Source organism: Stenotrophomonas sp. GD03877 (genome assembly GCF_029840555.1).
GTDB lineage: Bacteria > Pseudomonadota > Gammaproteobacteria > Xanthomonadales > Xanthomonadaceae > Stenotrophomonas > Stenotrophomonas geniculata.
The window spans coordinates 38,633-53,146 of record NZ_JAOCCT010000007.1 but is presented as its reverse complement, the minus strand read 5'-3'; the positions used below and the strand labels follow the sequence as shown (position 1 = coordinate 53,146).

The following is a 14,514-nucleotide window of genomic DNA, read 5'->3' as shown; positions in this document are numbered from 1 at the left end:
GCCGAGCGTCTCCCCACGACGCGCGGAACCCCGGCACCCGATGAACCTCCTGCACATGCCCTTGCCATGCCATGCCCGGCCACTGCGGCTCCGACGGCCTCTGCTGCTTGCGCTCGTTCTGCTCGGCCTGCTGTCGGCCTGCGGCAAGGATGCGCCCACGCCGGCCGGCAGGCTTCACGAGGTGGAGGTGCTGACCCTGCAGGAAAGGCCGCTGGCGATGGAACAGGAGCTGCCGGGGCGGACCATCGCATCGCAGGAGTCGGATGTGCGCCCGCAGGTGGATGGCGTGCTGGTGAAACGCCTGTTCGAGGAGGGCGAAACCGTGCGTGCCGGGCAGCCTTTGTTCCAGATCGAACCGGCCCTGTACCAGGCGGCGTTGAATCAGGCTCAGGCCAACCTGAAGACCGCCGAAGCGGCGGCAGTGACCGCACGCCTGCGCGCGCAACGGATGCAGGCGCTGGGCGGCGAGCAGCTGGCCGCGCGCCAGGACGTGGATGACGCCATCGCCAGTGGGCAGCAGGCCGCAGCCGCGGTGCAGGCGGCACAGGCGAGCCTGGATACCGCACGTACGCGGCTTGGTTTCGCCACGGTGACCGCGCCGATTGCCGGGCGCATCGGCCGTGCGCTGTTCACACCCGGGGCGCTGGTTACCTCGGGCCAGGCCAACCCGCTGGCGCGGATCCAGCAGGTCGACCCGATGAACGTGGACATCACCCAGTCCAGCAACGAGTACCTGGCTTTGCGCCGCGCCATCGCCGACGGTGGCGTGCAGGCCACCACCGCTGCGGTGCGGCTGCGCCTCTCCGATGGCAGCGCGTATCCGTTGCCCGGCACCCTGGAATTTGCCGATATCGACGTGCAGCAGGAAACCGGGAGCATCACCCTGCGTGCACGTTTTCCCAATCCCGCCGGGCAGCTGCTGCCGGGGATGTATGTGCGGGCGCAGGTGGGGCAGGGCACCCGCCAGCAGGCGCTGCTGGTGCCACAGGCTGCGGTCGACCGCAGCCCGAAGGGCGAGGCGCAGGTGTGGGTGGTGGATGAGGGGGGCAAGGCGAAGCTGCGCCTGTTCCGTACCGCGCGTGCGGTGGGCGACCAGTGGCTGGTGCTGGATGGCATTGCTGCAGGTGAACGGGTGGTCGTGGCCGGCGCACAGGGGCTCTCCGATGGCATGCCGGTGCAGGTGAAGCCCGCGGCGGCAGTCACGCCGGCACCGGCCGGGAAGGACTGAGCAGATGCTGCCGCGCTTCTTCATCCATCGCCCGGTGTTCGCCTGGGTGCTGGCGATCTGCATCATGGCGTTTGGCGCGATCGCCGTCAGCCAGCTGCCGGTCGAACAGTACCCGGACATCGCACCGCCACAGGTCAACATCACCGCGAACTACACCGGCGCCTCGGCGCAGACGGTGGAAGACAGCGTCACCCAGGTGATCGAACAGCAGATCAAAGGCATCGATCACCTGTTGTATTTCTCGTCGACCAGTTCGTCATCGGGGCAGGCGCGCATCACGGTCACATTCGACCAGAGCGCCAACCCGGACATTGCCCAGGTCCAGGTGCAGAACAGCGTCAACCAGGCCATCAACCGGCTGCCGCAGGAAGTGCAGCAGCAGGGCGTGACGGTCGCCAAGTCGCAGGGCGACTCGCTGATGGTGGTCTCGCTGTATGACACCAGCCGGCGCATGGAACGGGTGGATGTTTCCGACTTCCTGGTCAGCAACGTGCAGGATCCGATCAGCCGCATTCCGGGTGTCGGCGAGATCAATGTGTTCGGCTCGGCGTATGCGATGCGCGTGTGGCTGGACCCGCACAAGCTGCGCGCCTACGACCTGATGCCGGCCGACGTGCGCACGGCCATCCAGGCCCAGAACACCCAGGTCACGGCCGGCGAACTGGGCGCATTGCCATCCAGCGCAACGCAGAGCCTGAATGCCACCGTCACTGCCCAGTCGCGGCTGCAGACGCCCGAACAGTTCCGCGCGATCATCCTGCGCACGCTTCCCAGTGGCGCTGCAGTGCACCTGGGCGACGTGGCACGGGTGGAGATCGGTGCCGAGAACTACCAGACCAGCAGCTATCTCAATGGCTATCCGGCGGCGGGTTTCTCGGTCACGCTGGCCTCCGGGGCCAACGCGCTGGCCACCGCGGATGCGGTCCGTGAGGAGATCGAACGCCTGCGACCAACGTTCCCGCCCGGGCTGCAGGTCGCCTATCCGCGCGACAGCACACCGTTCGTGCGGGTCTCGATCGAGGGTGTCATCCATACCCTCATCGAGGCCATCGTGCTGGTGGTCGTGGTGATGTTCCTGTTCCTGCAGAACCTGCGTGCCACGTTGATCCCCGCGATCACGGTGCCGGTGGTGCTGCTGGGCACGTTCGGCGTGCTGGCGGTCGCCGGATTCACGATCAACACGCTCACCTTGTTTGCGATGGTGCTGGCGATCGGCCTGCTGGTCGACGACGCGATCGTGGTGGTGGAGAACGTGGAGCGCATCATCCACGACGAGCACCTGCCGCCACGCGAGGCCACCGAAAAATCGATGGGCGAGATCACCGGCGCGCTGATCGGCATCACCGTGGTGCTGGGCGCGGTGTTCCTGCCGATGGCCCTGTTCGGTGGTTCCACCGGCATCATCTACCGCCAGTTCTCGATCACCATTGCATCTGCGATGGCGCTGTCGGCGCTGGTCGCGCTGACGCTGACCCCGGCGCTGTGCGCGACCCTGCTCAAGCCATCTTCGGCGCAGAAACCGCAGGGCCGCTTCTTCAGGGCGTTCAACCGAGGAGTCGAGCGCAGCCAGTTGGCCTATCAGGGAAAGCTCGGTGGCGTGGTCGCCCGGCCGCGGCGCTGGATGGCGTTCTACCTGCTGCTGGTGGTCGCCATGATTGCGTTGTACGCGCGCATGCCCACCGGCTTCCTGCCGGTGGAAGACCAGGGACAGGTGACCTTCCAGTTCTCCACGCCGGAGGGCACGCCGATGGCGCGTACCGAAGCGCTGGGCGAGCAGATCAGCCGCTACTTCATGGAGCACGAGAAGCAGAACCTGGACGTGGTGTTCGTGGTGGTCGGCCGCAACAATGCCGGCACCGGCCAGAACGCGGGGCAGGGTTTTCTCGCCCTGAAACCCTGGGATGAGCGCACGGGCGACAACACCGCTGCGGCGATCATCACGCGTGCCAATGCCTACTTCCGCAGCTTGCCGGACGCCAGGGTCAATGTACTGGCACCGCCGGCAGTGCGTGGACTGGGCCAGTCCAGCGGCTTCGAACTGTGGTTGCAGGACACCAGTGCGGCCGGGCGCGTGGCCCTGCAGGCAGCGCAGGAACAGGTGGTGCGTGCGGCCGGCGAAGACGATGGGCTCACCTCGGTGCGCCTGAACGGCCTCGGCGACAAGGCCGAGCTGCGGCTGGACATCGACCATGCGCAGGCCAGCGCGCTGGGGCTGTCCCAGGCCGATATCAATTCCACCCTGTCGGCGGCCTGGGGCGGCAGCTACATCAACGACTTCCTCGACCGTGGCCGGGTCAAGCGGGTCTACATGCAGGGTGACCAGCCCTACCGCAGCGTGCCCGACGACATCGGCCAGTGGTATGTGCGCGGTGGCAATGGCCAGATGGCCTCGTTCGCCAGCTTCGCCAGCAGCCACTGGGCGCGCGGGCCGCAGCTGCAGCAGCGTTTCAACGGCCTGCCGGCGATGCAGATCCAGGGCAGCGCCGCGGAAGGGCGTAGCTCGGGCGAGGCGATGCAGCGCATGCAGGCGCTGGTTGCCGATCAACCCGGATTCGACCTGCAGTGGAGCGGCCTGTCCTACCAGGAGCAACTGGCCAGCAACCAGACGCTGTGGCTGTACACCGCCTCCATCGCTTTCATTTTCCTGTGCCTGGCGGCGCTCTATGAGAGCTGGACGGTACCGGTGGCGGTGGTGCTGGTGATCCCCTTGGGCGTGATCGGTACCGTGCTGGCGACCACGGCGGCGGGCTTCGTCAACGACATCTACTTCCAGGTCGGCCTGCTGACCACCATCGGCCTGTCAGCCAAGAATGCGATCCTGATCGTTGAGTTTGCCGAGGCCCGTTATCGCGCCGGCAGTTCTGCGGTGGAGGCGGCGCTGCAGGGCGCACGCCTGCGCCTGCGTCCGATCGTGATGACGTCGTTGGCCTTTGTGGCCGGTGTGATTCCGTTGGCGTTGGCCACCGGTGCCGGTGCGGTCAGTCGCCGTGAGATCGGCATGAGCGTGATTGGCGGCATGGTCTCCGGCACGGTGCTGGCGGTGGTGCTGGTGCCGTTGTTCTTCGTGCTGGTGCGCCGCCTCGGCCGGTCACGGCCGCAGGACTGAGGGGGGCGCGGCTGTCATCTGGCTGCCGCAGCGCCATCACCCTTCCTTTGCCCAGCTGTCGCTAGCGTAGGTCGTCCCCGTCCCCCACGGAGACCCGCCATGTGGCTGCTCGATCATCTCTGGCCCGGCCGCAGACCTGTCCCTCCCCCGGTTGCTGCCGAACCACAGGCGACGCCCCGTCGGCCCTGGCTGAAACGCCCCGTGCGGGCGGGCCGCAGTGGCATGGCGCCGTGGCAGAAGGTCGCCGCGCCGCCAAGGCGGACGCGCCACTAGGCTAGTCGCCGCGGTCGGCCGGGTGGTTGACCCCGTCGTTGACCGGAATGATGCCCAGTGCGAACGGGTCGATGCCCTCCAGGCAGGCCACGTTGTAGCCGTACTGGTCCGGGTTGGAACGACGCCGGTGGTGGGTGTAGATGCCGCACACGCCGCAGAAATAGTGCTCGGCCACATGCGTGTTGAACTGGTACAGCTGCAGGTGGTTCTGCCCGCGCACCACCAGCAGGCCCGCGCGTGTGACGCTGGCGGCGATGGCGCCACGGCGGCGGCACATCGAGCAGTCGCAGCGGCGCGGATCGACGATGCCATCAGGCAGGTCCAGCAACAGTTCGACCGTACCGCAGTGGCAGGTGGCGCGATGCCGGGGTTGGACCGGAACGCCGGCCACGGACGTGATACCCATCGTTTCTCCTGTGTGGTGGAAGGCGGCCGCGAGGACCGCTGCCGACCCTGCGCCGGCCTGCCTGAACGGGCCGTAGATGCCACGGTGAACCCGCTTGTGGCTAACTATGCGGCTTCAAGACCGCGACAGGATGCCAGTGAAAGCCGCAGGACGATGGATGACAGGAAGTGCCATGGCGCTGCTGGCGCTGTGGGTGACCGGGCTGCTGGCCTATCAGCTGCCTGGGCCGGGCTGGCTGGCCGCCGGCGTCGCCGGGCTGTGGCTGCTGGTGGCGCTGTGGGCGTCGTGGCGGGTCGCGCGGGGCCGTGCCTCGCGCCGCCTGGGTCTGGCGTTCGGGGCATCGCTGGCACTGGCCGGCCTGTGGTGGCTGCTGCTGACCCCGCGCCAGGACCGGTTGTGGGCCGATGACGTGGCGCAGCGCCTGCACGTGGTGTCCTTCGATGGCCGCCACGTCGTGCTGGACAATGTGCGTGACTTCAGTTGGCGCACCGAAACCGACTACGACGCACACTGGGTGCGCCGCGAGTACGACCTGGACCAGCTGCGCTCGGCCGACCTGGTGCTGTCGTACTGGATGGGCCCGGCCATCGCCCACACCTTGATCTCGTTCGGCTTCGAGGACGGTCGCCACGTGGTGTTCTCGCTGGAGATCCGCAAGGAGCGCGGTGAGTCGTTCTCGGCGCTGGGCGGCTTCTTCCGCAAGTTCGAGATGACCCTGGTGGCGTCGGAGGAGACCGACATCATCCGCACACGCACCAACGCGCGTGGCGAGGATGTCTACCTGTACCGCCTGCATGGTATGAACCGCACGCAGCTGAAGGAACTGTTCGCCGCGTACATCGCACAGGCCCGGGAACTGGATGCGAAACCGGGCTTCTACAACACGCTGACCAGCAACTGCACCACGATCGTCTTCGACCTGGCCCGCCACATCGCACCGCGCCTGCCGCTGGATTACCGCCTGCTGCTGTCCGGTTACCTGGCCGAGTACGCGCAGGAGGTCGGCGCGCTCACTCCAGGCGTGCCGTACACCGAGCTGCATGCCAAGGGCCGCATCACCCAGCGCGCGCTGGACCTGGGTGATGGCCCGCACTTCTCCACCGTGATCCGCCAGGGCGTGCCCGGCACCGAGCAGGACCCGCAGTAATGACCCAACTCTTTCTGACCCGCTGGCAGCGCATGTTGCCGGCGCTGCTTGCCGCCTTCCTGCTGCTGGGCAGCAGCGGCTGTGCGATGGTGACCGTCAAGCAGGTCAAGTCCAGCGATTCGCTGGTCAACAAGCGCGCGGATGTGCTCAACACCGGCAAGCTCAGCCCGGCCGCGCGCGAAACGCTCAGCGCAGCAGGCCTGGATGAGTCGCAGTGCGAGAGGGACTTCCTGGTCTGCCGCAGCACGCTGCTGATGACCGATGACCTCAATGTCGAGCAGCGGCTGTCGGCGCTGTCCGAATTGTGGGTGAAGGCCGCGCTGGCGATGACGCCGAAGAAGACTGCCGCCGGCGACCCGCCGATGAGTGATGCGGCATTGGATGCCTGGCTGGAAGCCGCGCGCTATGCCTATGCCTACCTGTTCTACAGTGGTCGCTCTCCGTCCGACCGTGCCTTCGAGGATCGCCAGACGCAGGTGCGCGACTACTACAACTACGCGGCCGAGAAAGCAGCGGTGGTGCTGTTCGTGCGTGCGCGTGCGGCGGCATTGGCCGGCGAGGACTACACGAAGCCGGTCTCGGTCGGCAGCTGGTCGCTGGCCTCCAACTACCAGCAGTTGAACCTGAAGAGCATCCCGGCGCAGCTGGTGCCGGCCGGTACCGTCAGTTTCGTCGGCCTGCGCAGCACCTATCGCCGCGATGGTTTCGGCGCCGAGCTGGTGATGGTGATGGATCCGCCGAAGCTGGTCGCGCCGGTGATCGCAGCCGATGGTCCGAAGGCAGAAACGGCATCGGACGATGGGGACGACGAGCGTCGCGGCCGTCGTCATCGCCATGACGATTCGGTGCCCGAGTTCAGTGAGATGTCCTCGATCAACGTCACCGCACTGCTGCGTTTCGAGGGCAGCAGCCTGGAAGACGTGATGCGCACGCGCCGGGTCGAGCTGGATGCCTATTCGCCGGAAGCCACCGAGCGCATCACCCTGCACGGTGAGCAGGTACCGCTGGCCGGCAACTTCACCGCGGCCTATGGCCTGTGGCTGGCGCAAAGTGGCTTCGCCCGGCAGTCGCTGCGCACCCTGTTCGGCATGAGCGAGGGCATCGGCGAGCCGCACATCTACCTGATGCAGCCTTGGGACCCGAACCGGCGCATCATCTTCATGCTGCATGGCCTGGCCAGCAGCCCGGAAGCCTGGGTGAACCTGGCCAATGAGATCATGGGCGATCCCGAGCTGCGCCAGCAGTTCCAGGTCTGGCAGGTCTATTACCCGACCAATGCGCCGATCGCACTGAACCGCTACGAGATCGCCAATGCGTTCAACGATACGCTGAAGCATTTCGACCCCAACGGCAGCACGCGTGCATCGAAGGACATGGTCTACATCGGCCACAGCATGGGCGGTGTACTGGCCCGGCTGCTGGTGAGCGACTCGGGCGACGTGCTGTGGAATGACCTGCTGGCCAACTACGACCTGAAGGGTGAACGGCTGAAGCGGGTGCAGAACAAGCTGGGGCCGTTGCTGCATTTCAAGGCACAGCCGAACGTGGAACGTGCGATCTTCATCGCCGCGCCGCACCAGGGTACCGACATCGCCGGCAACAAGGTCGGCCGCCTGATCGGTCGCCTGGTGCGCCTGCCGCTGACCATTCTCGGCAAGTTCGAGGACGTGTTCATGGCACTGGCGCAGGCCGAGCAGCAGGTCGATGGCACCGCCAAGCCGAAGATTCCGAACAGCATCGACAACCTCAAGGCCAGCGATCCGTTCGTGAAGGCCGCCGCACAGCTGCCGATCGAAGCGGGCCTGAAGTACCACTCGATCATCGCCCAGCGCAAGCCGGAGCTGCCGGTGGAAAAGTCCGATGATGGGCTGGTGCCGTACTGGAGTGCGCACCTGCCGGGCGCGCTGTCGGAGAAGGTGATCATTTCCGGCCACAGCGTGCAGGAGACCCCGCAGGCGGTGCTGGAGGTGCGCCGCATCCTGCACCGGGATATCGATGACATGGGGACCGGCACCCGCTAGTGCCGGCCGCTGGCCGGCAATGCCGCAATGCGGCGGCGTTACACCCGCCGCGCAATCACCGTGGCCAGCAGCGCCAGGCCGAAGGTGATCGCCAGGCACAGCACGTAACCGGTGTGGGGTGCGCTTTGCACGAACAGCGCGAACAGCGCGCCGGAAACCGCCAGCGCGGTGGTCACCGACAGGGCCTCGCTCAGCTGCAGTGCCGAGGTGTTGGCACCCTGCTCCTGCGGCGCCGACAACGACAGCGTCAGCACCGACAGGCTTGCGTAGATCATGCCCATGCCGAAGCCGGTCACGGCCCAGCCGAGCAGCGACACCGGCAGTGGCATCACGTTGAACAGCACCGCCAGCGTTGCGGCGATGCCGACCGTCATCGTCGTCGTGCCCACCCGCAACAGCTGCTGGCGCGACCAGCCACGCTGCTGGTGACCCTGCAGCCATGAACCGGCGAACCAGCCCAGTGCGCCAAGACTGAGCACGGCACCGGCCCAGCTGGGCGAGAGCCCGCGTTCGCGCTGCAGCAGCAGCGGCAGGTAGGCCTCGCAGGCGAAGAAGGCGGCCGCCGCGACGCCGCGCAGCGCGATCACGCTGGGCAGGCCACGGCGCAGGATCAGGGTTCCGGGCGGAAGCAGTCGATGCACGCAGAACAGCAGCCCCAGCATCGCCACGCCGATGCAGAGCAGCGCAGGCAGGCCCTGCTGCTGGCCGCCGAAGTAGAGCAGCAGCGCCGCCAGCGAGGCACCACTGGCCCAGCGCACAACGTTGCCTCGCCCATCGTTGGCGAGGCCGCCATCGGTGGGCTGCATGCGCGTGAGTGCCGGGCGCAGCAGCAGCGCGGCCGGAATGGCCAGCAGTGGCACGGCCAGGAACACCCAGCGCCAGCCGAGATGCTGCACGATCAGGCCGCTCAACGCCGGGCCGACCATCGATGGCACCACCCAACCGGCCGAGAAGGCGGCGAATACCTTCGGCCGCAGGTGCTCGGGGTAGCTGCGGCCGACCATCACATACAGCGAAACCGAGATCGCGCCCGCGCCGAGGCCCTGCAGAAGGCGTCCTGCCACCAGCATGCCCATGCGCATGGCAAAGCCGGCCAGCAGCAGGCCTAGGACGAAGCAGGCCAACCCGTACCAGAGCGGCCGTGCCGGCCCGTGGCAGTCGGCCCAGCGCCCGGCCAGGGTCATGCCGATCACGCTGGTGGCCAGGGTACCGCCGAAGGCCAGTGCGTACAGGCGCAGGCCGTCCAGTGCCACGGCCACGGTCGGCATGGCGGCCGCCACCGCCAAGGCCTCGAAGGCGTGCAGCGCGACCAGCGCCACCATGCCAAGGGTGGTGGCGCGATAGCGGGGGGACAGGATCGACGTATCAGCCTGCACAACCGCGTCGGCGGGCGAAACAGTGGGGGACATACAAGTTGGATGCGGGCCGCGCTTGTCAACTGGCGGCGAAGATAGCAGCATGCCACCTCAACCGCAGTTTAGGTCAAGTAATGGTTTCCCAGGAACTCAGCGTTGGCGAAGTCTCCCAGCGCAGTGGCGTGGCGGTTTCCGCGCTGCACTTCTACGAGCGCAAGGGGCTGATCAGCAGCCTGCGCACCTCGGGCAACCAGCGCCGCTACAGCCGCGACGTGCTGCGACGGTTGGCCGTGATCCGTGTCGCGCAACGGGTGGGCATGCCACTGGAAGCCGTCGGCCGTGCCTTCGAAAGCCTGCCCGAGGGGCGCGCACCCACCAAAGCCGACTGGGCCAAGCTGTCCGCGCGCTGGCGCACCGAGTTGGAGGAGCGCATCCACATGCTGGAATTGCTGCGCGATGAACTGACCGGCTGCATCGGCTGTGGCTGCCTGTCACTGCAGCGTTGCCGCCTGGCCAACCCCGGCGACGTCCTCGGCGAACGCGGCGACGGCCCGATGCGCTGGGAGTGACCCACGAAAACGGGACGGAGGGGATTATGTCGTTTGTGCATTGACGACTTAATCCCCTCCGTCCCCTTCTTTCTTACCAGACCGTGATCGTCTCGCCGCTCTGGATGCCTTCCACTGCACGCTGGAAGGCCAGCGCCGCGCGCTGCGCGCTTACCGCTTCGAAGCCCGGGAAGTAGGGGCCGTACGCCGCCATCGATTCGATCAGCACGTTCGGGCTGACCACGTTGATGCGCAGGCCGCGCGGCAGCAGCTCGAGTGCGGCGGCTCGCACGAAGCCTTCCAGTGCGGCATTCACCGCGGTGGCGTTGACGCCGTCGCGGATCGGTTGGGCGCTGATGATGCCACTGGTCAGGGTGATCGAGCCGCCGGCGTTGAGGTGGTGCTGGGCGGCCAGTGCCAGCCGCACCTGCCCCAGCAGCTTGTCCTGCAGCCCGATGTTGAACTGTCCTGGCGTCATCTGCTGCAACGGGCCGAAGTGCACCGAGCCGGTGGTGGAGATCACCGCATCGACCGGGCCGGTACGCGCGAACAGTTCGGCGACGCTGGCGTCATCGGTCAGGTCCACTCGGAGTTCGCCGCTGCTGCGGCCGGCGGCGAGAATCTGATGCTGTTGGCCGAGCTGGCGGGCGACTGCCTGGCCGAGGGTGCCGCTGGCACCGACGAGGAGGATCTTCATGGCCGTTCCTTGCGTGGGGGAGTGAGCGCAGTCTGCGCCGTCACGGTGCGGTTAGGTAAGCGGCGTATGCTTCGCAGATTCCTAACTCTGGATTAGCAATGGATACCCTTCGCTGCATGCAGGCCTTTGTTGCCGTGGCCGAGCGCGGGAGCTTCGCAGGGGCTGCCGAACAGCTGCAGGTGTCGGCGGTGATGGTCGGCAAGTACATCCAGCAGCTGGAGGCGCACCTGGGCACCGCGTTGCTGCAACGGAACACCCGCCGCCAGCGCCTGACCGAAGCCGGCAGCGCCTACCTCGCTGGGTGCCGGCAGGTGCTGGAGCAGGTGCAGCAGGCCGAGGCCGACGTGGCCGGACTGCAGATACAGCCACGCGGGCTGCTGCGGGTCAGCGCACCCACCACCTGGGGCAGCTGCGTGCTGGCGCCACAACTGGCCGGCCTGCTGCGCGCGCAGCCGCAGTTGAACATCGAACTGGATCTGAGCAACCGCCGTGTGGATCTGATCGAGGACGGCTTCGACGTAGCGATCCGGGTCGGGCCACTGCCGTCGCAGGAAGTGGTGGCGCGGCCGCTGCCACCGTATGCGATGAGCCTGTGTGCGGCACCGTCCTACCTGCGCCGGCGCGGCACGCCGCGTACGCCCGCGGATCTGCAGGGGCATGATTGCCTGAGCCACCTGGCCTGGCGCGGCGGCCATGGTTGGCAGCTGGCCAACGGCGAATACGTGGACTGGGAGGCGCGCCTGACCTGCAATGACGGGTTCGCGCTGCGCGAAGCGGCGGTCGCCGGCGCGGGGCTGGTGTTGCAGCCGACCGCATTGCTGGCCGGTGAGATCGCGGCAGGGCGGTTGAAGCCGCTGCTGCGCGACTACCTGCCCGAACCACGGCCGATGCACCTGATCTACCTGCCCGACCGCAGGCCGCGTCCGCGGTTGCAGTGCTTCGTCGATTTCGTCATGACCACATTGGGGCAATGAGCATCCACGCCAGGCGTGGATGACGGTGGGTGCCGACCGGTGGTCGGCACGCATCGGGATCAATCATTCGCCGCAGACAGTTCCTGCCCACGCACCTGTGCGGCACGCAGTGCGGTGTCCACCAGGGCCTCGAAGCCACCGGCCTGGAAGCTCTCGATCGCGGCCTGGGTGGTGCCGTTCGGCGAGGTCACGCGGCGGCGAAGCTCGGCCGGGCTCTCACCGGCTTCATCAAGCATGCGCGAGGCACCCAGCAGGGTCTGCACCACCAGCGTGCGCGCGGCGTCGGCTGGCAGGCCCTGGGCAATACCCGCCGCTTCCATCGCTTCGGCCAGCAGGAACACATAGGCCGGGCCACTGCCGGATACGGCAGTCACTGAATCCATCAGCGCCTCGCTGTCGATCCACACGGTGCGGCCTGCGCTGGCCAGCACCTTCTCGGCCTGTGCGTGCTGCTGCGTGTCCACCGACGGTGTGGCGAACAGGCCGGTCACACCTGCGCCGAGCAGGGCAGGGGTGTTCGGCATCGCGCGCACCACTGCCAGGTCGCCTCCCAGCCAACGCTGCAGCTGCGCGCTGGTGATGCCGGCGGCAATCGACACCACCATCGGTCGGTTCGCCTGTGCCAGTGCCCGCAGCGACTGGCAGACCTCACGCAGCACCTGCGGCTTCACCGCCAGCAGCCAGGTGCTGCCCTGCGCAGCGGCATCAATCGCGTTGTCATGCACCTGCACACCGAAGTCGGCGGCCAGCGCCTGGCGCAGTTCGGCCACCGGTTCGGCGACGTGGATGTGCGCGGCGGGTGTGCCCTGGCGGATCAGGCCGGCGATCAGGCTGCGCGCCATGTTGCCGCCGCCGATGAAAGTGATGGAATCAGCTGCCATGGAAAGCTCCTTGGAAAGTCAGGCTGGGCGCGGGCGCGCGCCGAACAGTGCGGTACCGATCCGCACCAGGGTGGCACCCTCGGCGATGGCTTCGGCGTAGTCGCTGCTCATGCCCATCGACAGCGTGTCGATCTGCGTGTGCTGGGCAGCCAGCGACTGGAAAAGTGTGCGCATGCGCACGAATGCATCCCGACGGTGCTCGGCCTCGGGCCATGGCGCGGGAATCGCCATCAGTCCGCGCAGGCGCAGGGTGGGTTCGGCGGCAACTGCGGCGGCGAGTACGTCCACTTCCTCCGGTGCACAGCCATGCTTGCTGGATTCGTCGTCGATGTTGACCTGGATCAGCACGTTCAGCGGGCCGCGCGCGGCCGGGCGATGGCGCGCAAGCGCCGTTACCAGCTTGGGCCGGTCCACGCTCTGCACCCAGTCGAAGTGGGTGGCCACGGCATCGGCCTTGTTCGACTGCAGGTGGCCGATCAGGTGCCACTCCAGCGCCAGGTGCTGCAGCGCCTGCATCTTGGCCAGTGCTTCCTGCACATAGTTTTCGCCGAAGGCATGCTGGCCCTGTGCAGCCAGCGCAGCCACGGCCTCGGCCGGTTGGGTCTTGGAAACAGCCAGCAGGCGTGGATCGGGCCTGCCCGCGGCCTCGGCGGCGGCATGCAGGTTGCTCAGGATCTGGGGCAGGGGAGTGGCCACGTAACGCGTTCCGTTGAATCAGGAGGCTATACTGCCGCCCGGGGAAAGATCCTTCCAGTCGAAGCCGTTATTGGGGAGTAGCCGCTCATGGATATCGCCGAACTGTTGGCGTTTTCCGTAAAGAACAAAGCGTCCGACCTGCACCTGTCCGCAGGGCTGCCGCCGATGATCCGCGTGGACGGCGACGTTCGCCGGATCAACATCCCAGCCCTGGACCACAAGCAGGTCCATGCGCTGGTGTACGACATCATGTCCGACAAGCAGCGCCGCGATTACGAGGAATTCCTCGAAGTGGACTTCTCCTTCGAGATTCCGTCGCTGGCGCGCTTCCGTGTGAACGCGTTCAACCAGAACCGCGGCGCCGGTGCGGTGTTCCGTACCATTCCGTCCGAGGTGCTCACCCTCGAGGACCTGGCCTGCCCGCCGTTGTTCCGCGAAGTGATCCAGCAGCCGCAGGGCCTGATTCTGGTGACCGGTCCGACCGGCTCGGGCAAGTCGACCACGCTGGCGGCGATGATCGACTACATCAACAAGAACGAATACGGCCACATCCTCACCGTCGAGGATCCGATCGAATTCGTGCACACCTCGCAGAAGTGCCTGATCAACCAGCGCGAAGTGCACCGTGATACGCATGGTTTCAATGAAGCGCTGCGCTCGGCACTGCGTGAGGACCCGGACATCATCCTGGTCGGCGAACTTCGTGACCTGGAAACCATCCGCCTGGCACTGACCGCCGCGGAAACCGGCCACCTGGTGTTCGGCACCCTGCATACCAGCTCGGCGGCCAAGACCATCGACCGCATCATCGACGTGTTCCCGGCCGGCGAAAAGCCGATGGTGCGCTCGATGCTGTCCGAGTCGCTGCGTGCGGTGATCTCGCAGGCGCTGCTGAAGAAGGTCGGCGGCGGTCGTACCGCTGCGTGGGAAATCATGGTCGGCACCCCGGCCATCCGCAACCTGATCCGCGAGGACAAGGTGGCGCAGATGTATTCGGCCATCCAGACCGGCCAGCAGTACGGCATGATGACCCTGGACCAGCACCTGCAGGACCTGGTCAAGCGCAGCCTGATCACCCGCAACCAGGCCCGCGACTACGCCAAGGACAAGCGCCTGTTCGAGTAAGGCGGGGCAGCCACGGGCGACGCGTGCAATGGCGCGGCCGCTCCGTGTTGTTTCCTC

General features: G+C 67.1%; 12 protein-coding genes. 7 read left to right on the top strand and 5 right to left on the bottom strand.

The features are described from left to right. The first annotated feature begins 40 nt into the window (after positions 1-40). Both N5D20_RS07260 and N5D20_RS07255 read left to right on the top strand, forming a co-directional pair. Positions 41-1,228 (top strand): efflux RND transporter periplasmic adaptor subunit, encoded by a 1,188-nt coding sequence (locus N5D20_RS07260; protein WP_227199468.1) that lies wholly within the window; start codon positions 41-43, stop codon positions 1,226-1,228. Positions 1,229-1,232: 4 nt separating this feature from the next. Beyond that, positions 1,233-4,334: an efflux RND transporter permease subunit gene (locus N5D20_RS07255; RefSeq protein ID WP_197653879.1), complete on the top strand. Its 3,102-nt coding sequence runs from the start codon at positions 1,233-1,235 to the stop codon at positions 4,332-4,334. Positions 4,335-4,608: 274 nt separating this feature from the next. On the opposite strand, the gene N5D20_RS07250 is transcribed toward N5D20_RS07255, so the two are convergent. After that, positions 4,609-5,013 carry a GFA family protein gene (locus N5D20_RS07250; RefSeq protein ID WP_054171145.1) on the bottom strand — a complete coding sequence of 135 codons (405 nt, stop codon included), beginning with the start codon at positions 5,011-5,013 and terminating at the stop codon, positions 4,609-4,611. Positions 5,014-5,185: 172 nt separating this feature from the next. Between N5D20_RS07250 and N5D20_RS07245 the strand changes: the two genes are divergently transcribed. Together N5D20_RS07245 and N5D20_RS07240 are read left to right on the top strand one after the other, a co-directional pair. Beyond that, complete coding sequence (locus tag N5D20_RS07245; RefSeq protein ID WP_279914716.1) at positions 5,186-6,160, top strand: DUF4105 domain-containing protein; 975 nt, start codon at positions 5,186-5,188, stop codon at positions 6,158-6,160. Continuing rightward, positions 6,160-8,181 carry an alpha/beta hydrolase gene (locus N5D20_RS07240; RefSeq protein WP_279914715.1) on the top strand — a complete coding sequence of 674 codons (2,022 nt, stop codon included), beginning with the start codon at positions 6,160-6,162 and terminating at the stop codon, positions 8,179-8,181. The genes N5D20_RS07245 and N5D20_RS07240 overlap by 1 nt, the downstream gene beginning before the upstream one ends. 38 nt (positions 8,182-8,219) lie before the next feature. Here the strand turns inward: N5D20_RS07240 and N5D20_RS07235 are convergent, their stop codons facing one another. Continuing rightward, complete coding sequence (locus N5D20_RS07235) at positions 8,220-9,641, bottom strand: MFS transporter (RefSeq protein WP_279914714.1); 1,422 nt, start codon at positions 9,639-9,641, stop codon at positions 8,220-8,222. Positions 9,642-9,670: 29 nt separating this feature from the next. Here N5D20_RS07235 and soxR point away from each other — a divergent pair, with 29 nt between their 5' ends. Next, positions 9,671-10,105: a redox-sensitive transcriptional activator SoxR gene (gene soxR, locus N5D20_RS07230; RefSeq protein WP_019336938.1), complete on the top strand. Its 435-nt coding sequence runs from the start codon at positions 9,671-9,673 to the stop codon at positions 10,103-10,105. A gap of 73 nt (positions 10,106-10,178) precedes the next feature. Here soxR and N5D20_RS07225 read toward each other — a convergent pair whose 3' ends face one another. Further along, a complete protein-coding gene (locus N5D20_RS07225) occupies positions 10,179-10,781 on the bottom strand; it encodes a short chain dehydrogenase (RefSeq protein WP_049410246.1) in 603 nt (200 codons plus the stop codon). Between the two features lie 98 nt (positions 10,782-10,879). Here N5D20_RS07225 and N5D20_RS07220 point away from each other — a divergent pair, with 98 nt between their 5' ends. Beyond that, positions 10,880-11,755, top strand: a complete 876-nt coding sequence (locus N5D20_RS07220) for a LysR family transcriptional regulator (RefSeq protein ID WP_049481362.1) — start codon at positions 10,880-10,882, stop codon at positions 11,753-11,755. Positions 11,756-11,814: 59 nt separating this feature from the next. Here the strand turns inward: N5D20_RS07220 and proC are convergent, their stop codons facing one another. Together proC and N5D20_RS07210 are read right to left on the bottom strand one after the other, a co-directional pair. Next, on the bottom strand, positions 11,815-12,636 hold the full coding sequence (gene proC, locus N5D20_RS07215) for a pyrroline-5-carboxylate reductase (RefSeq protein ID WP_049481360.1): 822 nt from the start codon (positions 12,634-12,636) through the stop codon (positions 11,815-11,817). A gap of 18 nt (positions 12,637-12,654) precedes the next feature. Beyond that, on the bottom strand, positions 12,655-13,332 hold the full coding sequence (locus tag N5D20_RS07210; RefSeq protein WP_071306279.1) for a YggS family pyridoxal phosphate-dependent enzyme: 678 nt from the start codon (positions 13,330-13,332) through the stop codon (positions 12,655-12,657). An 87-nt stretch (positions 13,333-13,419) separates the two neighbouring features. Between N5D20_RS07210 and N5D20_RS07205 the strand changes: the two genes are divergently transcribed. Then, on the top strand, positions 13,420-14,457 hold the full coding sequence (locus N5D20_RS07205) for a type IV pilus twitching motility protein PilT (protein ID WP_006422551.1): 1,038 nt from the start codon (positions 13,420-13,422) through the stop codon (positions 14,455-14,457). Positions 14,458-14,514 lie beyond the last annotated feature (57 nt).

What these genes read in the sequence shown, in the direction of transcription:
- N5D20_RS07260 (WP_227199468.1), top strand. Translation starts at nt 41, where the DNA reads ATGAACCTCCTGCACATGCCCTTGCCATGCCATGCCCGGCCACTGCGG.
- N5D20_RS07220 (WP_049481362.1), top strand. Translation starts at nt 10,880, where the DNA reads ATGGATACCCTTCGCTGCATGCAGGCCTTTGTTGCCGTGGCCGAGCGC.
- N5D20_RS07255 (WP_197653879.1), top strand. Translation starts at nt 1,233, where the DNA reads ATGCTGCCGCGCTTCTTCATCCATCGCCCGGTGTTCGCCTGGGTGCTG.
- N5D20_RS07235 (WP_279914714.1), bottom strand. Translation starts at nt 9,641, where the DNA reads ATGCTGCTATCTTCGCCGCCAGTTGACAAGCGCGGCCCGCATCCAACT.
- proC (WP_049481360.1), bottom strand. Translation starts at nt 12,636, where the DNA reads ATGGCAGCTGATTCCATCACTTTCATCGGCGGCGGCAACATGGCGCGC.
- N5D20_RS07245 (WP_279914716.1), top strand. Translation starts at nt 5,186, where the DNA reads ATGGCGCTGCTGGCGCTGTGGGTGACCGGGCTGCTGGCCTATCAGCTG.
- N5D20_RS07240 (WP_279914715.1), top strand. Translation starts at nt 6,160, where the DNA reads ATGACCCAACTCTTTCTGACCCGCTGGCAGCGCATGTTGCCGGCGCTG.
- N5D20_RS07225 (WP_049410246.1), bottom strand. Translation starts at nt 10,781, where the DNA reads ATGAAGATCCTCCTCGTCGGTGCCAGCGGCACCCTCGGCCAGGCAGTC.
- N5D20_RS07205 (WP_006422551.1), top strand. Translation starts at nt 13,420, where the DNA reads ATGGATATCGCCGAACTGTTGGCGTTTTCCGTAAAGAACAAAGCGTCC.
- soxR (WP_019336938.1), top strand. Translation starts at nt 9,671, where the DNA reads ATGGTTTCCCAGGAACTCAGCGTTGGCGAAGTCTCCCAGCGCAGTGGC.
- N5D20_RS07250 (WP_054171145.1), bottom strand. Translation starts at nt 5,013, where the DNA reads ATGGGTATCACGTCCGTGGCCGGCGTTCCGGTCCAACCCCGGCATCGC.